Here is a 20,789-nt window from a genome sequence, read left to right on the forward strand (position 1 = left end):
GCATCCCGGCGTGCACGCGAGGCCGGGTTCGCCATCTGCTGCCCTCACGTTCAACTCGATGTCACCGGGTGTTGTACGTGAGGGCGGAACCTGACGGTCCTGATGAACCTTTGTGCCCCAGGAGGCCCCATGTCCGCGCGTGTTGTCCGTCGTACCCTTTCTGTCGGGCTGCCGCTCGCCCTGCTGTCCACCCTCGGTGTCGCCGCCACCGCGACCGCCGGTACGCAGGAACGCCACGCACACCACGAGCGTCCCGACCGGACCGCGCGGATCACCGGGAGTGCCGTGCTGGGCGACATACCGCTCGCCGGATTCAGCAACGGTCTGCTGCCCGGCACGGTCTCCGACGACCGCGGCGTGCAGCTCGGTGGCATCGGCAGCGACATCTACCCGGCGGGCCGCAAGGGCGAGTTCTGGACGGTGACGGACCGCGGGCCGAACGGCCAGATCAAGGTCGACGGCAAGAAGCGGCGTACGTTCCCCGTCGCGGGCTTCGATCCGGCGATCGTGAAGATCCGGGTCAGCGGCAAGCAGATCAAGGTGCTGAGCGCCATCCCGATCACGACGCGTTCCGGTGCGCCGGTCACGGGGCTGCCGAACCAGGCCAGCCGCGACGAGGCCCCGTACACGTACGACGCGCGGACCCCTCTCACGTACAACCCGAACGGGCTGGACACCGAGGGCGTCGTCCGTGCGGCGGACGGCTCGTTCTGGCTGGTGGACGAGTACGGCCCGTCCCTGGTCCATGTCTCCTCCCGGGGCCGGGTGCTGGCCCGCTACGTACCCGAGGGGCTGCGACTGAAGGGCGCCGACTATCCCGTCGTGGAGGCCCTGCCCGGAGTGCTGCTCCACCGCAAGATCAACCGTGGTTTCGAGGGGCTGGCCCTGCTGCCCGGCGGGGATCTGGTGATGGCGGTGCAGAGCCCGCTCTCGCTGCCCGACGTGAACGCGGGCGAGGCGTCGCGCAATGTCCGGCTGCTGCGCTTCTCGACGAAGAAGCAGGCGGTGACCGCCGAGTACGCCTACCGGTTCGACCCGGTCGAGGTCGTCGACCCGGGCGAGGACGACACGTCCGAGTTGAAGATCTCCTCGGTCGTCGCCCTGGACCGGAACACGCTGCTGGTCGAGGAGCGCACCGACAAGGCGGCCCGGCTGCACCGGGTGACGCTCCCCCACGGCTCCGGCATCCTCGGCTCGGCCTGGGACGACCCGGCGACCTCACCCTCGTACGAGGAGCTGACGGACCCCTCGGCAGCCGGTGTGCGGTTGCTGCGCAAGAACTTGGTCGTCGACCTCGGCACGGTCGCGGGAGTGCCCGGCAAGATCGAAGGCGTGGCGGTCACAGGCCGGAGCACCCTTGCCCTCATCAACGACAACGACTTCGGGATGACGGACGGCGCGGAGGCGTTCGACGCGAACGGCCGACTGGTCGACAGCGGCATCGAGACCTCGGTGACGTCGCTCAAGCTCCCCCGCCCGCTGAAAGGCTGAGCCCGTGCGGACCGACACCGTCGGCTGAACCACTGCCCCGTTTCGGACACCTGCCGTCTTCCGTCACCTCCGCGACGACCGTACGGTGGGCTCCGCCGGACGCTCGGCCGTACATCGGACAACGCCTTCCGGTCGTCGGACATGAGGAGTCACGGGGTGTCACGTCGCGGGGTGCCGGGTCATGGGGTGCCGGGTCACGGGGTGTCGGGGGAATCGCACGCGGAACTGCTGCGCGACGCCGTGGGACTGCGCGAGGTCCTCTTCCAGAGCATCACGGCGATGGCGCCCGCCGCTGCCATCACGGCGTCCATCCCCGCCGGTGCCGCGTTCGCCGGGGGCAGTCTGCCGTTGTCCGTCCTGGTGGCGCTGGTGGCCTGCCTGTTCACCGCGTCGTGCGTGGCGGAGCTGGCCCGGCGGTTACCGGCGGCCGGCTCGGTCGCCACGTACTCCGCACAGGGACTGCATCCGGCCGTCGGCTTCCTCGTCGGCTGGGGCTATGTCTTCGTCGAAGCTCTGATCCCAGCGCTGCTGCTGCTCCAGCTCGGTTTCACCACCGCGGGCACCCTGAACGAACAGTGGCCCGCCTTTCCGGCCGGCCTGTGGTGGCCCTGGTCGCTGCTGGGGGCGGTGGTCATCGCAGCCGCCGGTTACTTCGGAGTGCGGGCCTCCGCCCGGTTCGGCACCGTCCTCGGCATCTTCGAGGTACTGGTCTTCGTCGGGTTCGCGGTGGTGCTGATCGGTAAGGCGGGCACGGACAACACCCTGTCGGTGTTCGGCACGGGGCACACCCCGAGCGGCGGCGACGGCATCAGTGCCGTGTTCGCCGGGTCGGTGTACACGATCCTCGCGTTCGCGGGCTTCGAGGCCGCCGCCCCTCTCGCGGAGGAGACCAAGGACCCGCGGCGCACCATGCGGCGCGCGGTGCTCGGGGCGGCGCTCTCGGTCGGACTCGTGTACGTCCTCACCACGTACGCCATGTCGGTGTACTTCGGGCCCGACAGATTCGCCGATTTCGGTACGTCCGGCAGCGCGTCCTGGGAAGGCGTGGCCCGCGCGTCGTTCGGGCTGTTCTGGGTGCTCCTGTTCTTCGCCGTCGTCAACTCGACCCTGGCCAACGCCAACGCCTGTGCGAACGTCTCCACCCGGACCGCCTTCGCGCTGGGCCGGATACGGGTGTTCCCGCACGCCTTCGCCCGCCTGCATCCCCGGCGCCGCTCCCCGGTCACCGGCGTGGCCGCGCAGTTCGTGATCGCGGTCGGCGCGACACTCGGGCTGGGGTTCGCCTACGGCCCGGTGACGGCGTTCGTGCTGCTGGCCACCGTCATCGTGACAGTCATCATCGGGGTGTACATCGTCGTCGATCTGGCCTGTGCCGGGTACTTCCTGCGGCGCCGCCGCGACGCCTTCAACCCCGTACTGCACCTCCTCTTCCCGGTGCTGGGCATCGCGGCGTTCGTGCCGGCCCTGCTGACCGCGGCGGGCATCCCCGCCTTCGACTTCGTCTCGGAGCTCAGCGCTCCCGTGTCGTACGCGGGCCCGGTCGTGGGCGTCTGGATGCTCATCGGCCTCGTCGTCCTGGCGGTACTGCTGCGTCGCCACCCCGAGCGGGTGGCGCAGACCGGGCGGGTCCATCTGGACGAGTCCGCGCGGCAGCCGGCCGCCGGGTACGGGACCGCCGCGACCACCGCCACGAGCAACCCTGAGACCATGCCCGAGCCCGGGACCGGGGGCGGGGGCGGGGGCGGGGGCGGAACCAAGCCCGAGCCCACGCCGGAGACAGGAGACGCACAGCGATGAGCGACCCCAGGATTCTGACCGTACGACCGCGGGAGGGCGAGTACGCCTGGACGTTCGGCGGCGCCGCGCCGGTGGCACGGATCGAGCCGGGTACGTACCTCGACCTCTACACCGAGGACTGCTTCGCGGGACGGGTGCGCTCCCACAAGGACCTGGTGTCGGAGGTGTGCGAGTTCCCCTACCTCAACCCGCAGACGGGCCCGTTCCATGTGGTGGGGGCCGAGCCGGGCGACACCGTGGCGGTGCACTTCGTGTCGATCGAACCGGCCCGGGACTGGGCCGCCTCGACGACCGTCCCGTTGTTCGGGGCGCTGACCTCCACGCACACCACGGCCTCGCTCCAGGCCCCGCTGCCCGAGGTGGTGTGGATGTGGCAGCTGGACCGGGCACGCCGGACGTGCCTGTTCAGCGCACGGGACAGCGACTTCCAGGTGGAGCTGCCGATGGATCCGATGCACGGCACGGTGGGGGTGGCCCCGGCCAACCTGGAGGTCCGGTCGGCGCTGGTCCCGGACGCGCACGGCGGCAACATGGACACGCCCGAGATGCGGGCCGGGGTGACCTGCTATCTGGGCGTCAACGTCGAAGGCGCACTGCTGAGTCTGGGCGACGGACACGCCCGCCAGGGCGAGGGCGAGACCTGCGGCGTGGCCGTGGAGTGCGCGATGAACACGGTGGTGCTGGTCGAGCTGCTGAAGGGTGTCGCCACGCCGTGGCCACGAATCGAGTCCGACACCCATCTGATGTCCACCGGATCCGCCCGGCCCCTCGAAGACGCCTTCCGCATCTCGCAGTTGGACCTGGTGCAGTGGCTGGCCCGCGACTACGGGCTCTCCGAACTCGACGCGTACCAGCTGATCAGCCAGGCCGGCGAGGCACCGCTGGCCAATGTCTGCGACACGAACTACACCTGCGTGGCCAAGATCCGCAAGGAATGGCTGCCCGCGGGGGAACCGAACCGCGGCCTCCACCGTCATCTTCGGCAGACGGCCTCGGTGTTGCCTCGATCCTGATCCTGCGTCACCATCCCTTCCCACAGGAGTGCCGATGCACCGCAGAAGACTTCTTCAGGGCGCCGCCGTCACCGCCGCGGCGGCGCTGCTCCCCGCCTCGGCGCGGGCCGTGGCCTCCTCGACGGCCGAGACGGACTATCCGGAGGCCCACTGGGCACCGGCGTCCACGTCCAACTACACGTCCTCGTCCCGGCCCTCGGCGTATCCGGTCGACTTCGTCGTCATCCATGTCGCGCAGCAGACGTTCAACGAGACGATCGGCATCTTCCAGAATCCGGCCAAAAAGGTCTCCGCCCACTATGTGGTGCGTTCGGGCGACGGATACGTGGCCCAGTGCGTGCGGGAGCGGGACATCGGCTGGCACGCGGGGAACTGGGACTACAACACCCGCAGCATCGGCATCGAGCACGAAGGCTGGGTGGACCAGCCCGTCTACTTCACCAACGCCATGTACGAGCGTTCGGCGAAGCTGACGGCGGACATCTGCGACCGCCACGGCATCACGAAGGACCGGTCCCACATCATCGGCCACCACCAGGTGCCGGGCAGCGACCACACCGATCCGGGGGACAACTGGGACTGGGTCCGCTACATCCGCCTCGTGAATCTCTCCTGACTCCCCCTCCTCAGGGGCCACAGCGATTACTGTCCGCACCTGGGTTGTCGCGGAGGGCCGACCGGGGTCACGATGGGCAGGCGCGACGCCCCTGGACGGGAGGGTGAGTTGACGGACCCCTGGCTGGCTCTGGCAGCCGACACGGATCTCGGCGAACAGCTCGGTGCGCTGCGCCACGCACACGAGGTGTTCACCTCGGCGGGACGGCTGGAGCGACGGGTACGTTCCGTGGTGGGTGAGTCATGGCGCCGATCGGCCCGGGCCAGGGTCAGCCCGGACGGTGAGGCGCTGCTGGACCTCGGCGCGGAGGAACTGGGTTCCTACCGCGAGGCCCACCCGCTGGCCCGTGCGATGCCGGTGATCCGCGAGCTGATGAGCGCGTACGCGACCGACGGGGAGCACCTGCTCGCGGTCTGCGACGCGCACGGCAGGCTGCTGTGGGTCGAGGGTCACCCGGTGACGCGACGGCGCGCCGGAGTGATGAACTTCGTGGAGGGCGCCCGCTGGGCGGAGTCCGTGGCGGGCACGAACGCGCCGGGAACGGCGATCGCCGTGGACCGCCCGGTCCAGGTCTTCGGCGCCGAGCACTTCCTCCGGCCGGTGCAGCAGTGGACGTGCGCCGCGGCCCCGATGCACGACCCGCGGACCGGGCGGGTGCTGGGAGCCGTGGACATCACCGGCGGCGACCGGCTCGCGCACCCGCACAGCCTGGCGTTCGTGCAGGCCGTGGCACGGGCGGCCGAATCCCAGCTGGCGCTCCTGGCACCACCACCGACCGGTGAGTCCGTGCAGCTCAGCGCGCTGGGGCGGGACGAGGCGTTGCTCGTGGCGCGGGGCCGGAAGATCCGGCTCAGCAGGCGCCACAGCGAGATCCTGGTGGCGTTGGCCCGCCGTCCGGAGGGCCTCGGGGGTGACGAGCTGCTGATCGAGCTGTACGAGGACGAGTCGGTGACCCCGGTGACGCTGCGGGCCGAACTGTCCCGGCTGCGGCGGCTGCTGGGTCCCGAGCTGCTGCGCTCGCGCCCGTACCGGATCGCCGCCCCGGTGGACGCCGACTTCGACACGGTGGCGCGCAGGCTGGGCTCCGGGGCGGTGGCCGCGGCGATGGGCGCGTACGCGGGTCCGCTGCTGCCGGGTTCGCAGTCCCCCGCCGTGGTCCGGCTGCGCGGACAGCTCGCCGACCAGTTGCGGGCCGCACTGATCGACCGGGGCGATCCGGGCCTGCTCGCGGACTGGGCGTACAGCCCGTGGGGCGAGGAGGACCTGCCGGTCTGGCGGGCCCTGGCCGGGGCCGTACCGAGGGAGCGGCGCGCCGCGCTGCTGGCCAGGGTGCGGGGGCTCGACGCGGAGCAGCGCGGGTGACGGCGCGGCGGTCGTGGCCCCGCCGTCACGACCGCCGCCGGCCGGTGCCGGCTGCCGTCACGACCGCCGCCCGGCCGGTGCCGTCGTGACGGCGGGGCCACCCCACGCCGTGCAACGACGTTGCAACGTCGCGTTCCCTAGCCTCGCGCCGAGGGCCGTCCAACGGCGGGCGGCACCGCATCCGGGAGGCCACAGAGATGACCCGTTACGCTGCGCCGGGTACCGAGGGCGCCATCGTCTCGTACGAGTCGCGCTACGACCACTGGATCGGCGGCGCGTACGTCCCGCCGGTCCGGGGCCAGTACTTCGAGAACCCGAGCCCCGTCAACGGCCGCCCGTTCACCGAGATCGCCCGCGGCACCGCCGAGGACATCGAGCTGGCCCTGGACGCGGCGCACGCCGCGGCCCCCGGTTGGGGGGCGACCTCGGCGGGCGACCGCGCCTCGGTCCTGAACCGGATCGCCGACCGTATGGAGGCGCATCTGGAGGAGCTGGCGGTCGCCGAGAGCTGGGAGAACGGCAAGCCGGTGCGCGAGACGCTGGCGGCCGACATCCCGCTGGCCATCGACCACTTCCGGTACTTCGCGGGTGCGCTGCGCGCCCAGGAGGGCTCGCTCAGCGAGCTCGACGACGACACCGTCGCGTACCACTTCCATGAGCCGCTGGGCGTGGTCGCGCAGATCATTCCGTGGAACTTCCCGATCCTGATGGCCACCTGGAAGCTCGCCCCGGCGCTCGCCGCGGGCAACGCGGTGGTCCTCAAGCCGGCCGAACAGACCCCGGCGTCCATCCACTTCTGGCTCACGCTGGTGTCGGACCTGCTGCCGCCGGGGGTCGTCAACATCGTCAACGGCTTCGGCGCGGAGGCGGGCAAGCCCCTCGCGTCGAGTCCCCGTGTCGCGAAGATCGCCTTCACGGGCGAGACGACGACGGGGCGGCTGATCATGCAGTACGCCTCCGAGAACATCAAGCCGGTGACGCTGGAGCTGGGCGGCAAGTCGCCGAACATCTTCTTCGACGACGTGTCCTCGTCGAACGACGACTTCCTGGACAAGGCCCTCGAAGGTTTCACCATGTTCGCCCTCAACCAGGGCGAGGTGTGCACCTGCCCCTCGCGTGCGCTGATCCAGCGCGGGCACTACAACGAGTTCCTGGAGGCGGGCATCGCCCGCACCGAACAGATCCTGCCGGGGCACCCCCTGGACACCGACACGATGATCGGCGCCCAGGCGTCCAACGACCAGCTGCAGAAGATCCTGTCGTACCTGGACATCGGGCAGCAGGAGGGCGCGAAGATCCTGACCGGAGGGCAGCGCATCGAGCACGGCGGCGAGTTGGCGGGCGGCTATTACGTCCAGCCCACCGTCTTCGAGGGCGACAACCGGATGCGCGTCTTCCAGGAGGAGATCTTCGGCCCGGTGGTCGCGGTGACGTCCTTCACCGATTTCGACGACGCCATCGCCACGGCCAACGACACGCTCTACGGCCTCGGCGCCGGCGTGTGGACCCGGGACGTCAACACGGCCTACCGGGCGGGCCGCGCCATCAAGGCGGGCCGGGTATGGACGAACTGCTACCACGCGTATCCGGCACACGCCGCGTTCGGCGGGTACAAGCAGTCGGGCATCGGCAGGGAGAACCACAAAATGATGCTGGAGCACTACCAGCAGACGAAAAACCTCCTGGTGTCGTACTCGCCGAAGAAACTGGGCTTCTTCTAGCCACAGAAAAAGGGCGCCTGAGCAGGTGTTTTACCTGCCAGGCGCCCTTCATGCCACGCATCCAGACCATGGGGCGAGATACGAGGTAACCCTCCATATCTCCCGCCCCTGTCCCACCTCTGACCAGCCGTTCCGGGGCATTTCCGGGCCAAGGCCGGGCTCATGTGTCCCGGGCGGTGTCGTCCGGCCCTTCCCACCGCCGCATCGGCTCCTCTACCAAGGTGTTGGCATGATTCCGCGCCTCGGCCAGGAATTTGGCGTAGTAGCGAAAGAGCACCTGGATACTCTGCCCGGCGCGTGCACTCCGCAGGGTCGACACCCGAGGCAAGCCAGAACGGGATTCCTGTGTGTCGCAGGTCGTAGGGACGTTTCACCAGCTCAAGGGCGCGCTCGTCGAGGGTGAGCGCCGCCTCACGTGCCCGTCCCCACGTGATTCCGTACGCCGAAGCGTCAAGGTAGTTGCCAGCGGCATCGCGGAACACACGTCCGTCGGGGCAACACCGAAACTCTCTATATGCTCGCGAAGCATGCGGACAAGCACAGGCGGGATCGGCACCGGCCGCGTCGCCTTGGCTGCGCCGGGTTGGGCACGCAGTCCGAATCGACCTCGTCGGCGACTTCCGACGCAGACCATCGCAGAACACCCAATGGGTTCTGGCTGAAGTACCCCCGCTCCACCGCAACGCCGAACACCTCGTTCAAGGCTCACGTCCAGCACGTCCTGACGGCCATCGCCGTCAACATCGAGCGTCTCAGCGGACTGCCACCGGACGAGGAAACCCCCGCACCCCGCCGACCGACCGCCTTCCAGGACTACCTCGACCAGCGCGAGATGCCCCGGCTGAAGTCCTGGCGAATCTTGGGCAGCTGACCTCGGCGACTTCAAGATCCCCGACAGAGTCAAACTTATGTCCCGTCCCTGAACGAGCCCCGGACGCCTCAGTCCCAGACGCCGCCGTCGGATTCCGACCATGAGGATCACCGCGCGGCCGTCGGCGCGCACCGCGATTGCGGGAACCCGGTCCCCCTTCGCGCTGCCGAAGGTGTACTGGAAGGGCCCCCCGTACCCGTCGGGCGTCTGCTGCCGGATCACCCACGCCTCGCCGGACGTGTTGGTGTGGACGAAGACCTGGCGGCCCGACTACGGCGGGCTGTGGGTCAAGGGCCGGAACGGGCCCGGCAGCGCCGAGTGGAGCGACTTCGTCCCGCTCGCTCCGGGGGTGGCGAGCGACATCGTGCCCGTGCGCGGCGGCGATGGACTCCTCGCCCTCGTCCACCGCACCGTGGGCAACACCGCGCAGACGATCACGCAGGCACGGGTGTGAGTCGGTGAACCGCCGCCGCACGCCCTGACCGTACGTCCGCCGCCACAAAGCGTGCTGCTCGTGCTCCGGACACCGCCGGGGCACGAGCAGTACGCGTCGGGAGTGCCGGCGAGGGCCGGGGGTTACTCGATCACCTGGGCGACGACGCCGGCTCCGACCGTGCGCCCGCCCTCCCGGATCGCGAAGCGCAGGCCGTCGTCCATCGCGATGGGGTGGATCAGGGTGACCCGCATGGCGATGTTGTCGCCCGGCATCACCATCTCGACGCCCTCGGGCAGCTCGATGGTGCCTGTGATGTCGGTGGTACGGAAGTAGAACTGCGGCCGGTAGCCCTTGAAGAAGGGGGTGTGCCGACCTCCCTCGTCCTTGCTGAGGATGTACACCTCGGCGTCGAAGGTGGTGTGCGGCTTGATCGATCCCGGCTGTGCCAGGACCTGGCCGCGCTCGATGTCCTCGCGTTTGATGCCGCGCAGCAGGACGCCGACGTTCTCTCCGGCCCGGCCCTCGTCGAGGAGCTTGCGGAACATCTCGACGCCGGTGCAAGTCGACTTGGAGGTGTCCTTGATACCGATGATCTCGACTTCCTCACCCACCTTGACGACGCCCCGCTCGACGCGGCCGGTGACCACGGTGCCCCGTCCCGAGATGCTGAAGACATCCTCGATGGGGAGCAGGAAGGGTTTGTCCACGGCGCGTTCGGGCTGGGGAACGTAGGTGTCGAGGTAGTCGGCGAGTTCGATGATCTTCGCCTCGTACGCGGGGTCGCCCTCCAGGGCCTTGAGCGCGGAGCCGCGCACGACGGGGATGTCGTCTCCGGGGAAGTCGTACTGGCTGAGGAGTTCGCGGATCTCCATCTCCACGAGTTCGAGGAGTTCCTCGTCGTCGACCATGTCGCACTTGTTGAGGAAGACCACGATGTACGGGACGCCCACCTGCCGTGCGAGCAGGATGTGTTCGCGGGTCTGCGGCATCGGGCCGTCGGTCGCGGCGACCACGAGGACGGCGGCGTCCATCTGGGCGGCGCCGGTGATCATGTTCTTGACGTAGTCGGCGTGGCCGGGGCAGTCGACGTGCGCGTAGTGGCGGGACGGGGTGTCGTACTCGACGTGGCTGGTGTTGATCGTGACGCCTCGGGCCCTCTCCTCCGGCGCGTTGTCGATCTGGTCGAAGGCCCGGGCGTTGCCGCCGTACGTCTTCGCCAGGACGGTCGTGACGGCGGCCGTCAACGTGGTCTTGCCATGGTCGACATGACCGATCGTGCCCACGTTGACATGGGGCTTGGTGCGCTCGAACTTCTCCTTGGACACAGGGGTTCCCTCCCGTTTTCCACTGCGGTGGCCGGTGGGCGCTACGAACGGAGCGTTGCTGCGGTGTTACGGGTACGTGGGCCAGGGGTTCCGCGAAGGCAGGTCGTAGGGCGCGGGGTTGAGGACGGGCTCCTCGGCCTCGGTGGCGATGCCGCACTGGTTGCCGTTGTCGCGGGACATGAGGGCGAAGCCCGCGTCGCCCCAGTCGACGCCGTAGTCGTTCTTGACGATCCAGTAGTCCTGGTCGGCCGGGTCGGTCCCGTAGCCGACGACGGTGACGTAGTGGTCGGTGTTCGACGACGAGCACAGCGGCTCGTCGTAGACGCCCTCGCTGTACAGCGTGAAACTCACGTGCGAGGAGTCAATCTTCGTACGGACCGGGCCCCGGGCCACCGCGGCCTTCAGCGCCTCCTCGTCGCCGGAGGCAACAGCCGCCCACTCCTTGAAGGCACCGGCGGGCAAGGACGCCCCCGCCGGGCGCGGTTCGCCGCACACGCTCGGGTAGACGTCCTGACCGTCGGCGTCGGTGATCAGCGGAGTGAACCCGGTGAGCGGGTTCTGGTTCTGCACCACCCAGGCGCCTTCCAGAGCTGCGGCAGTGGCGTACGCCTTGCTGGCGATCTCCGCGCACTGCCCCTTGTTCTTCGCCTCGGTCACCGCCTGGCCCTCCCGCCAGTCGACGACTGCGGGCAGGCCGTCCGCCGTACCGGCCACGGCGGCATCAACACCCTCGGCGACAGGACTGCCTGCTGCGGCCGGTACGGCGAAAGCACCTGCGAGAAGGGAAACAGCCACCGTTCCGACAAGGGCGGCGCTCCGCACCCGGCGTCTCCCCGGCACGGTACGAGCAGAGCGGGGCGCGAGCTGGGTCACGTGTTCTCCAAGGTCAGCGACAACGGAAGGCGACACCACTGCGACGGTCACTCACCGCAGCGCTCCTTCAACGCATTGTTGCAATTCTGAGGCCGTGATTCAGGAACTTGCGCCAATCGGGGCGAAGGTCGCCCCGAACCAGCATGCCGCCCCCTGCGTGATGCCGGGGAGCTGCCGTCAGCCCGGCCCGGACGCTTTGTTTGTGTCCCAGACGCGGCGGTCGGCACAAGTACCCTCCGGGAGATCGTCGCTGACCGGCGTCAGCAGCCCGACCGGCAACGGCTCCGTGGTGACGACGACGAAGGTCGTGGTGGCCAGAACGAGCAGACCGGCCCGGCGGGGCGGACCGGTCCGATCCGTGAGGAGTGGTGCGCTCACGCCGACGTGGCGGCGGCGCGGCGAGGAACTCGCGTACGTGGCGGAGCCAGGTTGCCCGGTCCGCCGGGTTCAGGATGTGGGCGGCGCCGGGCAGTTCGATCAACTGGGCACCTGGGATGCCGGCCGCCAGACGGTACGAGCTCTCGGGCAGCACCAGCCGGTCGCCGGTCGGCGCCACCACCAGGGTGTGCGCGGACACCTTCGCCAGGTCGGCCCGGACGTCCACGCGGGACACGGCCCTGTTCTCGTATAGCTACCGCCCGGCGGTGTGTAGCACTGAGTAACTGCCATAGCCCTCGTTTCCCTGCTCCGACTGTCTCGTTGAGCTGAACGAGTGACGGCGAGGGGTCGAGGTGGATGCGGCAGGACTGGGAGCCGGAAGATCTGATCGAGGTCTGGACGCTGCTCGAAGACAACATGAAGAAGGTGCGGAACAAGTCCGGGGGCGACCCCGTTGGGTTTCGCGCTGTTGCTCAAGTTCTTCGAGGTGGAGGCCCGGTTCCCGGAGTCCGCCAAGGAGATGCCCGCCGCGGCGGTGGAGTACGTGGCCCAGCAGGTGAAGGTCCCCGCCGAGACGTGGGCGGACTACGACTGGCAGGACGACCGGATCAAGCGGCATCGCAAGGAGATTCGGGAGGCGTACGGGATCCGGGCGAACACCGAGGAGGACCAGAAGCAGTTGGCCGAGTGGCTGGCAGCTGAGCTGTGCCCCGTGGAGCTGTCGCGGGAGCGGCTGGCAGCGGCGGTGGTGGCCCGGTGCCGCAACGACAGCATCGAGCCACCGGCGCCGGGGCGGGTCGGGCGGCTGATAGGCAAGGCGGTCAAGGACTCCCGGCGTGGCAACCGGTTCCGGACGGCCCTACCTCGTGAGCGGCTCCACTCCGAGGAGGGCTGCGGTTTTGGTGTAGACGGTCCGGGCGAGAGCGTCGTTCAGGGCCAGGCGTGAAGGGGTGTCCGGCTGGGACTCGCTGAAGAAGCCGCCGCTGGGGCGCGGTGCGGGCGAGGCGCTGGCGAGCCAGACCGGGGTCTGCACGCCTTCGTCCGCGGTGATGGCGAACGGGCGGAACAGCGGGGCGGTCAGCCGCATCAGACCGCCGGCGTTGCTGTTCATCGCGGTGCCCTTGACCATGCCGGGATTGGCGTTGTAGAGGCTCATGCCGTCGGGCAGGCGCTGTGCGAGTTCTCGCGCGGCCAGGAGGCTGACGAGTTTACTCGTCGCGTAGACGTTGATCTGGTTGTAGAAGCGCTTGCTCCACGATGTTCCCGCGACATCCGGATCGGTGGCATCGAGACTGCCACGCTTTTCCACGAACGAGGACATGTTGACGATCCGCGCTTCGCGCGTGAGCACTCCCTCGGCCAGGAGTGCGTGGGTGAGCAAGAACGGGGCGTGGTGACTGAGTGCGTAGGTGCGCTCCACGCCGTCCGGCGTCTGCTCATACCGGGGGAACGCCGCCCCTGCGTTGTTGATGAGGACGTCCACCGGGTGTCTGTCGGCGGCCAGTTCCGCTGCCACTGCCTGTACCTGCGACCACTGTTCCAGGTCAGCGGTGTACGTCCTCGGCGGTGCCGCGTCACTGCCCGCCGGGGCCAGGCCGCGCAGACTGTCGGCGGCGGCCCGGGTGCGCGTCGCGTCCCGGCCGACAAGGACGACGCTCTGACCGGCCTTGACCAGGTGGCGTGCCGTCACAAGGCCCAGACCCGAGGCTCCGCCCGTGATGACCGCGGTCTTGCTGCTCACTGCTGCTCCTTTTCCACGGTGCCCTTGACGCCGGCGGCCTCACCTGTCGGCCGGGGGCCGTCGATCACTTCGCGGAGAAGCGTGTGCAGGCGCAGCCTGCTCCCGTGGTCGAGGAGGGCGAAGGGTGAGTGCTCGGTGGTGTGCCGGACGACGCGATCGCGCAGCGCGCATCCCTCGGAGGTGAGCTGGATGACTTTCGCGCGGCGGTCGGTGGGGTGGGGAACGCGGCGGACCAGGCCGCGCTTCTCCAGCCGGTCAATCATCGACGTGGCGGTTGAGGCGTCGCACTGCAAGAGTTCGGCCAGACGGCGCGCGGTCATCTCCCGCCCCCGGCTCAGCCTCCACAGCGCATCGGCCTGAGTGTCAGTCAGCCCCGCGTCCCGGGCCAGCTCCTTGAGCTCGGCATGCACCTGGGCGCGGATCGCGAACAGACAGTCGTAAAGCTCTTCGGTCAGCTGCCGATCATCCATGACCCACACAGTACATGGATAATCCAATTATTTGAAAGTCCATGCACTTTGCGGGGGTCCTCCCGGCGTGGTGGCGGACTGGCCCGCCGTGACGCTCAAGCCACCCCGCCCTGTCGACTCCTGGATGCAGTGGCCCGACTCCTGGAGGCGGTCCCTTCTCGGAGCAGGATCAAGAACAGTCGGCGGAAGCGGTCCGGATCGCGGGATTCGCTGTCACAACTTGTTCTCACTCAAAAATGGAACCGGGCGCGTTCTGGTAAATGTTTGTGACAGCGCCTAGGGCCATGGCTGACCCTTAGACCGCACTCGCGTCCGAAGCGGACGACGTCGAGCGCCACCCCTGCCCACGCTGTGACGCATCGCCAGGTTCACCCTGCGCTCCCGCTCCGGCGCGGTCGCCGGGACCTACCACACCGGCCGCTTCACGAAGATGCCCCAGCTCGCGAAACTCCTGCGCGTGCCCACCCCCACCGACCGCGGCCCGGCCAGCCGTGGCGGCCCGGCACCCCGGCCTACTCATCCCCACCGGCCGCCGCAAAGGGCAGAGCCCCAGCCTATCCAGCATCTACCGGGCCCTGGCCGAGCACGAGAAGACCCAGGCGTACCCCGAGGCCGCCGAGACCGCACACGCCGACTTCGCCGGCTTCCAGCAGCGCGACCGCAGCTGCAAGTAGTTACTCAGCACTACACACCACCGGGCGGTAGCTACACGAGAACAGGGTCGTGCTCCCAGCGAGTTCGCGGAAACTGAAGCTTCTTCAGCGGGAACCCGAGGGTCCAGGGACGCCATTCGCGGGGATTGACCCGTGGGTTCGCGGCGAACCCACGGGAGCGGCTTCGAGGTCGGCCTGGAAAAGAGGCCTGCCCCCGCTCCTCGTCGAGGTGGTCTCGCTTTGTCAGGCCGTCAGGGCGATCACAGGACGAGCATGAGCTTGCCGCCGGGTCGGCGGGACTGGCTGAGCTCGGCCGCTTCCTGGATCTGGTCGAGCGTGTAGGTGCGGGCGACCGGTACGACCAAGATGCCTTCGCCGGCGAGCCCGGGCGAACTCGTCCATCTGCTCATAGCGGATCTCGGTGGTGGTCCGGACGCCCAGCTCGGCCGCGGCGGCGAAGTCCGAGACGGTGAGGACACGGTCGGGATCCCCGGTCAGCTCGATCAGGGTCGGTAGCGAGCCGCCGGCCGGGCTGGGCTGGTCGGCGCGGTCGATCCGGCCGCCGGTCGGCGCCGCGTCGAGGGCACGATCGATGTGGCCTCCGGACAGTGCCCTGACACGTTCGGCCATGCCCTCGCCGTAGGCGGCCACCTGGGCGCCGGGTCTTCCGGAGGATCCTCCCGCATATCTCCCTGAAGAAAACTCACCTCGGGGCGTCGGGCATGAATGATACGTGCCGCATCCAAGAGGTCGCCGTCCAGGTCGAGCCCGCAGTAGCGGTACTTGTTTCTCTGCGAATGCCAAGACTCTGTTTCCTCCAACGAAAGGAGAAACTTCACCCCTTCACCGGCACCGCTTCCTACATCTAAAACGCGAGTTGTTTCCAGAGGGCCCAGGTAATCGAGCGCCGTGGAGAGGAATCCGAGTGTTACGGGCTCTTCCCACAGGCGCTTCACCGGATCCCGGCGGCCCGGTGACATGTAGTGACTTACCGCCCCTTGGTACGCGCTCTTCGGGGTGGCGGAGTACTGCTCAACGGCTGACACCATACTCATGCCCCTTAAACTCGTTTCGTGATGGGCGCCTGCCCTGTCCGAGTCGGTCAACCCATCTACTGCCTGGAGCAGGTCGAGAACAGGACACGAAGTTCCAGAACACGCAGGGCAGGAAACTTGAAAATTCAGGGCACTGAATGCGACGACCGGCGGGTATAGAGGAAAGGTCGCAGTATCCGGACAGCCGGGAACGTGTCCTGTTCATTGATCCGAAATGCCTGTGATTTTGGTCGGTGAGATGGGCGTGAGTGATCAGATGGGAGACGCACGGTTTCTGTCGCCGTCAGGGCAGAGGCCCTGCGGTTGCGGACGGTGACCGCGCTGATGGCGGGACGGACGTCGCCGCCCGACGGCCTCCCACCCGCGACTCTCGACAACGGCACGCCGCGGCTGTCCGTCGTCGTCCACCCGCCCGTCGAGGAGGGGGATCTTGACGGCTAAGCGTCGGTGTCCCGTCTCATCCGCCGTTGCTGACAGAGACCCCGGCATCCACCAAGTACGACGGCCACCGCTCCGTCAAAGCCACACCTCGGCCGCTCCGCCCCCGTGCTCGGCGAAAGCGGGCCGGCTGGAAGGAGGACTCCTACCGTCATGGTCGATCAGCCCGCCTCACCTCCGGCGCCCGCCGCCAACGCGCCGGGCGCCTTGCGAAAGCCGGCCCTTGTCCCACTCACGCCGACCGCTGACGGAGCGACTGCGGGCAGTGGGAATGCACTGAGGCTTTCCTGGGACTGCAGGCCGCGTCAACGGGCATGACCGTGAAACAGCCGAAAGAACATTTGTGCAGGTCAGCGGCTTGATCCCAGCGAATCCAGCAGGTCACGGGCCTGGCTGGTCCCTTCCGGGACAAATGACCCCTCGATCACCGCCTTGTCCCGCAGGACATGGGCAAAGTCGGGAAGCTCGCTGAAGGTACCGATTTCTCTCTGTTCGAGACGGTCGACACGGACGGGACACTTCAGCTCCACCGGAACACCTCACCGGCCTCACCGACGCGGCGGCCGACTGACCCCACTGCCGATGACTGGCCGATCGGAACCGGCAAGCAACTCCTCTACGGCTCACCCGGCCCGCTCTGGCGACGGCCCGGCGGTTTCCCCTCATCGGCGCTATTCGCCTTCGATTAGCACTTCACTGCTCCGGCTGGAGGTCTTGGGCGTCAGGCCCCCAAGGCCCTCGATTGCGAAAAACCACGACAAAAGCCATCACGCATCCAGGTTTATCTCCCCTCCCTCCGGACATCAACCTTGTACCCCACCACTGGGGTTGCACCGTTTCCGTCGGCGGATTCCTCAATCAATAATCACTTTTCGAGGTCGAAATGCCTGAGAACTTAAGCCAGTTGACTTTCTACTGCCCCATCGAAAAGGCTGAGAACCCGGCCGCCGCAGCAATCAATGAAAGCACGACGACCTGGGCCACCAAGCAAGGAATCCCTTCCGGCCGGGAACACCGGGAACGGTTTTCGACGATGCGGCCAGGAGCGCTCGCGGCGGGGGTCGTGCCGCACGGCAAGGGGGAAGGGTTCGCCGCCTTCGCTGATTACCACACCTGGCTCTTCGCCTTTGACGACGAGTACTGCGACGAGGCCGAGAACGCGGACGTGGATGTCACCGAGTGGGCGGCTTTCCTGGCACGGCTTCACAGGGTGGCCGAAACCGGAGACATCGGACTCCTGCCGGACAACACCTATGCCTGGGCGCTCCGTGATGTAGCGTCCCGCATCTCCGCATGCGCGACACCCACGCAGTTCTGCGACTGGGCTGACGCCGTCCGGTCCTACTTCGCCGCTCTGGTCTGGGAGCGGTCGCGGCGACGAATCGGAGAGAAGCCCCAGAGGTTGGATGATTATTTGTTGCTCCGCCTGCGCAACGGCGCGATGCAGAGCAGTATCGCCCTGTTGGACGTGGCAGGCGGATACGTGATGCCGAGGGAGTCGCGTGATACGCCCGAGGTCCGGGCTCTGGTGGAGATGTGCGCGGTCCTCGTCTCCCTCGACAACGATATCTTCTCGCATCACAAGGAGTCCCAGCACGGCTCTGCGGAGGTGAACCTCCTGGATGTGCTGGCGGCGGAGCGGCAGGCGACGACCGCCGAGGCGCTCCAGGAGGCCGTCGTGCTGCGCAACACGGTGATGCGTCGCTTCGTCGAGCTGAGTGAGCGCACGGTGACGCCGGAGGCCGGTGTCGAACTCCGGCGGTTCGTCGGGAGTCTCGGCCGTTGGGTACGCGCCAATCTGGATTTCAGCCTTGTCACCACGCGTTATGCCGGTCCGGTACGGGAGCGCCTCGTTCTCGGCCCGAGCGCACCGGATCCGCGGCCGGCGGGTGGGGCATCGGCCCCCGATTCCGCCGTGATCGGCTGGTGGTGGCGCACTCCGGACGCCGCATGGGCGGGCGAACGCCGGCAGCCGTCCCGGCGGGCAGACCCGCCCACCCGGTGAGCGCGCTCCGGCGGCCGCCCCGCCTGCTCCGGCCGTCCGGGCCGTCGGCGGGCTGCCCCGGCCGGGGCAGCCCGCCGACGGCGAACCCCGCGCCCGGGACGGACAAAGACGAGGCGCAATCCACGACAGCACAGGAGGCCATGCCCACCGTGACAACCACCTACACGATGGCGACCGCCCCGGGAGCCCTGCCCGTGCTGGGCCACGCGCTCGCGTTCGCCCGCAGACCACTGGATTTCGTGAAACAACTTCCCGCACATGGCGATCTCGTACGGATCAAGCTGGGGCCGCAGACCATGCACATGGTCTGCCATCCCGACCTGCTCCACCAGGTCCTCGCCGAGGACCGTGTCTACGACAAGGGCGGGCCCATCTTCGACAAGTGCCGAGAACTGGCGGGCAACGGTCTGCTGGGCTGCCCCGCCAACGCCCACCGCCGACAACGCAGGCTCGTCCAGCCGGCCTTCCAGCGCGGACGGCTGCCCGGATACGCGGCGATGACGAGCCAGGAGATCACGGCACTGACCGGTGCCTGGCACGACGGCCAGGTCCTCGATGTCACCAAGGCAATGTACCGGCTCACCACGGCCGTCACGGCCCGGTGCATGTTCGCCGCCGACATGGACACCCACGATTCCGCCGCCCTCTACGACAGCGTCGAGGCCATCACCCGCGGCATCGCCCGACGGGCCATGATGCCCGTCCCGATGGCCGACAGGCTCCCCACCCGCGGCAACCGCCGCTTCGACCGGGCCCGGGACCACGTCCGGCGGCTCACCGACACGCTGATCGCCAACCACCGCGCCGGTGTCGACCGGGGCGACTTGCTGTCCACCCTGCTGGCCCCTCAGGAGGAGAGGGGACCGGGCCTGTCCGACGACGAGATCCACGAGCAGGTTCTCACCTTCCTCCTCGCCGGGATCGACACCACCGCCATCCTGCTCTCCTGGGCGTGGCACCTGATCGGCACCCATCCCGACATCCAGGACCGGCTCCAGGCCGAGGTCGACACCGTCCTCGACGGCCGCCCCGCACAGCACGCCGACCTTCCCGCGCTGGAAGTGACCGACAGGATCGTCACCGAGACGCTCCGCCTGTATCCGTCGGCATGGCTTTTCACCCGGAACACGACCAGCGACTCCGTACTGGGCGGACACCGTCTCCCCGCGGGCACCACCATGATGTCCGGCGCCTATCAGGTCCACCGCCGCGCCGACCTCTACCCCGGTCCCGACACCTTCGACCCCGATCGCTGGCAGGGCGCGGGCAAGGCCCCGCCGGGCACGCTGCTGCCCTTCGGGAGCGGGCCGCGCAAGTGCATCGGCGAGGTCTTCGCCCGTAACGAGGCGACACTCGCCCTCGCCTCCATCGCCGCACGCTGGCAGCTCGACCCGGTTCCCGGCCGGCCCGTCCACCCCGCCCGCCGAATCACGCTCACCCCCAACGCCCTCTCCATGCGCCTGCGAGAACGCCGGCTGGCATATCCACGGAACACCCCGGAGGCTTCGTCGTGACCGGGACAGCCGACGGGCTTTCGGCACATGAGTACGGGGCGGGACTCCTCGACCACCGGATCCCGCAGGAGACGGCGCGGCTGCGGGCCCTTGAGGCGTACCTCGACCCCACCACACGCTCCGTCATCACTCGTCTCGGCATCCAGCCGGGCTGGCGGTGCCTCGAACTCGGAGGCGGCGCCGGATCCGTCGCGCGCTGGCTGGCCGAGCAGTGCGCCCCGGGGGAGGTCGTGGGCACCGACATCAGCACCGCCCTGCTGCCCCGGGATGTGCCCAACCTGTCCGTCCGACGCCACGATGTCGTCCAGGAGGACTTTCCGGCGGCCTCCTTCGACCTCGTCCATGCCCGAGCGCTACTGGAACACCTGCCGGAGCGAGCGGAAGTCCTCGGCAAGATGGTGCGCTGGACCGCACCGGGAGGCTGGGTGTGCGTGGAGACGGTTATGGCGGTCCATCCCCCGTCCGACACCCGGAACGCCTACCAGCGCTGCCTCAACGCCGTGTTCACCCTGTCCGAGACCGTGATGCGCACCGAGCAGCGATGGGGCACGGCGCTGCCGGGACTCCTCTCACAGGCAGGTCTGACCGATATCGGCGTCCGCTGCACCCCGGGCCTGGTGGGCAGGAACGGCAACGCCGACGCTTTCCTGCGGCTCTCCCTGGAACAAATCGGTCCGGCCCTGGTCCGTGAACGTCTCACCACACCCGAGGAGCTGGCGGACTGTACGAACCTGCTGGAAGGCGGGGACTACACCGACCTCGCCCTTATGACCCTGTCCGCCTGGGGCCGACGCACCCGCGCCTGACTCCCCATGAGCTGATTCCACCCTGAAATCTACGGGTCACGGGCGCTGGCGTGGTGCGAGGGCAGAGTGCTCGGGCAGGTCACGGGCTTGATAGTGCTCCGGTGGTCGTCCGTCGGCGGGAGATCGCGGCGTCGATCGGCACGAGCAGGGCGCGCAGGAGCCCCATGCGTCTTTCCGGCTGCTCAGCCTGGGCAGCCGGAGAGACGATCCTGCGGGGCCGAAGT

General features: G+C 68.7%; 20 protein-coding genes. 13 read left to right on the forward strand and 7 right to left on the reverse strand.

Translation table 11 applies throughout. The features are described from left to right. Positions 1-102 precede the first annotated feature (102 nt). The 8 genes from OG413_RS29695 (at position 103) to OG413_RS29730 (ending at position 9,325) form a co-directional block, all read left to right on the forward strand. Positions 103-1,491, forward strand: a complete 1,389-nt coding sequence (locus OG413_RS29695; RefSeq protein ID WP_266810994.1) for an esterase-like activity of phytase family protein — start codon at positions 103-105, stop codon at positions 1,489-1,491. Between the two features lie 201 nt (positions 1,492-1,692). Next, positions 1,693-3,288 (forward strand): APC family permease, encoded by a 1,596-nt coding sequence (locus OG413_RS29700; RefSeq protein WP_266810995.1) that lies wholly within the window; start codon positions 1,693-1,695, stop codon positions 3,286-3,288. Then, positions 3,285-4,301 carry an acetamidase/formamidase family protein gene (locus OG413_RS29705; protein WP_266810996.1) on the forward strand — a complete coding sequence of 339 codons (1,017 nt, stop codon included), beginning with the start codon at positions 3,285-3,287 and terminating at the stop codon, positions 4,299-4,301. Before OG413_RS29700 ends, OG413_RS29705 begins: the two co-directional genes overlap by 4 nt. A gap of 34 nt (positions 4,302-4,335) precedes the next feature. Next, on the forward strand, positions 4,336-4,917 hold the full coding sequence (locus OG413_RS29710) for an N-acetylmuramoyl-L-alanine amidase (protein WP_266810998.1): 582 nt from the start codon (positions 4,336-4,338) through the stop codon (positions 4,915-4,917). Positions 4,918-5,025: 108 nt separating this feature from the next. After that, positions 5,026-6,279: a GAF domain-containing protein gene (locus OG413_RS29715; protein WP_266810999.1), complete on the forward strand. Its 1,254-nt coding sequence runs from the start codon at positions 5,026-5,028 to the stop codon at positions 6,277-6,279. Positions 6,280-6,476: 197 nt separating this feature from the next. Continuing rightward, on the forward strand, positions 6,477-8,000 hold the full coding sequence (locus tag OG413_RS29720) for an aldehyde dehydrogenase family protein (protein WP_266811000.1): 1,524 nt from the start codon (positions 6,477-6,479) through the stop codon (positions 7,998-8,000). 583 nt (positions 8,001-8,583) lie between these two features. Then, positions 8,584-8,871 (forward strand): hypothetical protein, encoded by a 288-nt coding sequence (locus tag OG413_RS29725; protein ID WP_266811002.1) that lies wholly within the window; start codon positions 8,584-8,586, stop codon positions 8,869-8,871. A gap of 100 nt (positions 8,872-8,971) precedes the next feature. Continuing rightward, positions 8,972-9,325: a hypothetical protein gene (locus OG413_RS29730; RefSeq protein WP_266811004.1), complete on the forward strand. Its 354-nt coding sequence runs from the start codon at positions 8,972-8,974 to the stop codon at positions 9,323-9,325. 122 nt (positions 9,326-9,447) lie between these two features. Here OG413_RS29730 and tuf read toward each other — a convergent pair whose 3' ends face one another. From tuf to OG413_RS29745, 3 genes are all read right to left on the reverse strand, one after another. Next, positions 9,448-10,632 (reverse strand): elongation factor Tu, encoded by a 1,185-nt coding sequence (tuf, locus tag OG413_RS29735; RefSeq protein WP_266811006.1) that lies wholly within the window; start codon positions 10,630-10,632, stop codon positions 9,448-9,450. A 66-nt stretch (positions 10,633-10,698) separates the two neighbouring features. Further along, the gene (locus OG413_RS29740) at positions 10,699-11,427 is read right to left on the reverse strand and encodes a C1 family peptidase (protein ID WP_266811008.1); all 729 of its coding nucleotides are present in this window, start codon (positions 11,425-11,427) and stop codon (positions 10,699-10,701) included. 255 nt (positions 11,428-11,682) lie between these two features. Continuing rightward, entirely contained in the window at positions 11,683-11,883 is a 201-nt protein-coding gene (locus OG413_RS29745; protein ID WP_266811010.1) for a hypothetical protein, read from the reverse strand. Between the two features lie 454 nt (positions 11,884-12,337). On the opposite strand from OG413_RS29745, the gene OG413_RS29750 reads away from it, so the two are divergent. Further along, on the forward strand, positions 12,338-12,829 hold the full coding sequence (locus OG413_RS29750) for a DUF4158 domain-containing protein (protein ID WP_266811012.1): 492 nt from the start codon (positions 12,338-12,340) through the stop codon (positions 12,827-12,829). Here OG413_RS29750 and OG413_RS29755 read toward each other — a convergent pair. Then, positions 12,743-13,624, reverse strand: coding sequence for an SDR family NAD(P)-dependent oxidoreductase (locus OG413_RS29755; protein WP_266811014.1), 882 nt, complete (start codon positions 13,622-13,624; stop codon positions 12,743-12,745). The genes OG413_RS29750 and OG413_RS29755 overlap by 87 nt on opposite strands. Continuing rightward, positions 13,621-14,094, reverse strand: coding sequence for a MarR family winged helix-turn-helix transcriptional regulator (locus OG413_RS29760; protein WP_266811016.1), 474 nt, complete (start codon positions 14,092-14,094; stop codon positions 13,621-13,623). The genes OG413_RS29755 and OG413_RS29760 overlap by 4 nt, the downstream gene beginning before the upstream one ends. A gap of 491 nt (positions 14,095-14,585) precedes the next feature. Here OG413_RS29760 and OG413_RS29765 point away from each other — a divergent pair, with 491 nt between their 5' ends. Beyond that, positions 14,586-14,768: a hypothetical protein gene (locus OG413_RS29765; RefSeq protein ID WP_266811017.1), complete on the forward strand. Its 183-nt coding sequence runs from the start codon at positions 14,586-14,588 to the stop codon at positions 14,766-14,768. Positions 14,769-15,007: 239 nt separating this feature from the next. Here OG413_RS29765 and OG413_RS29770 read toward each other — a convergent pair whose 3' ends face one another. Next, complete coding sequence (locus OG413_RS29770; RefSeq protein ID WP_266811018.1) at positions 15,008-15,157, reverse strand: hypothetical protein; 150 nt, start codon at positions 15,155-15,157, stop codon at positions 15,008-15,010. A 1,433-nt stretch (positions 15,158-16,590) separates the two neighbouring features. Beyond that, on the reverse strand, positions 16,591-16,770 hold the full coding sequence (locus tag OG413_RS29775; RefSeq protein WP_266811020.1) for a hypothetical protein: 180 nt from the start codon (positions 16,768-16,770) through the stop codon (positions 16,591-16,593). A gap of 503 nt (positions 16,771-17,273) precedes the next feature. Between OG413_RS29775 and OG413_RS29780 the strand changes: the two genes are divergently transcribed. The 3 genes from OG413_RS29780 to OG413_RS29790 all read left to right on the forward strand — a co-directional run bounded on the left by OG413_RS29780 (position 17,274) and on the right by OG413_RS29790 (position 20,565). Next, positions 17,274-18,245: a terpene synthase gene (locus tag OG413_RS29780; protein WP_266811022.1), complete on the forward strand. Its 972-nt coding sequence runs from the start codon at positions 17,274-17,276 to the stop codon at positions 18,243-18,245. A gap of 140 nt (positions 18,246-18,385) precedes the next feature. Continuing rightward, entirely contained in the window at positions 18,386-19,759 is a 1,374-nt protein-coding gene (locus OG413_RS29785; protein ID WP_266811024.1) for a cytochrome P450, read from the forward strand. Continuing rightward, on the forward strand, positions 19,756-20,565 hold the full coding sequence (locus OG413_RS29790; RefSeq protein WP_266811025.1) for a class I SAM-dependent methyltransferase: 810 nt from the start codon (positions 19,756-19,758) through the stop codon (positions 20,563-20,565). The genes OG413_RS29785 and OG413_RS29790 overlap by 4 nt, the downstream gene beginning before the upstream one ends. Positions 20,566-20,789: the final 224 nt, after the last annotated feature.

Origin of the sequence: Streptomyces sp. NBC_01433, from assembly GCF_026340105.1 — a bacterium.
In the GTDB taxonomy this organism is placed as follows: Bacteria; Actinomycetota; Actinomycetes; order Streptomycetales; family Streptomycetaceae; genus Streptomyces.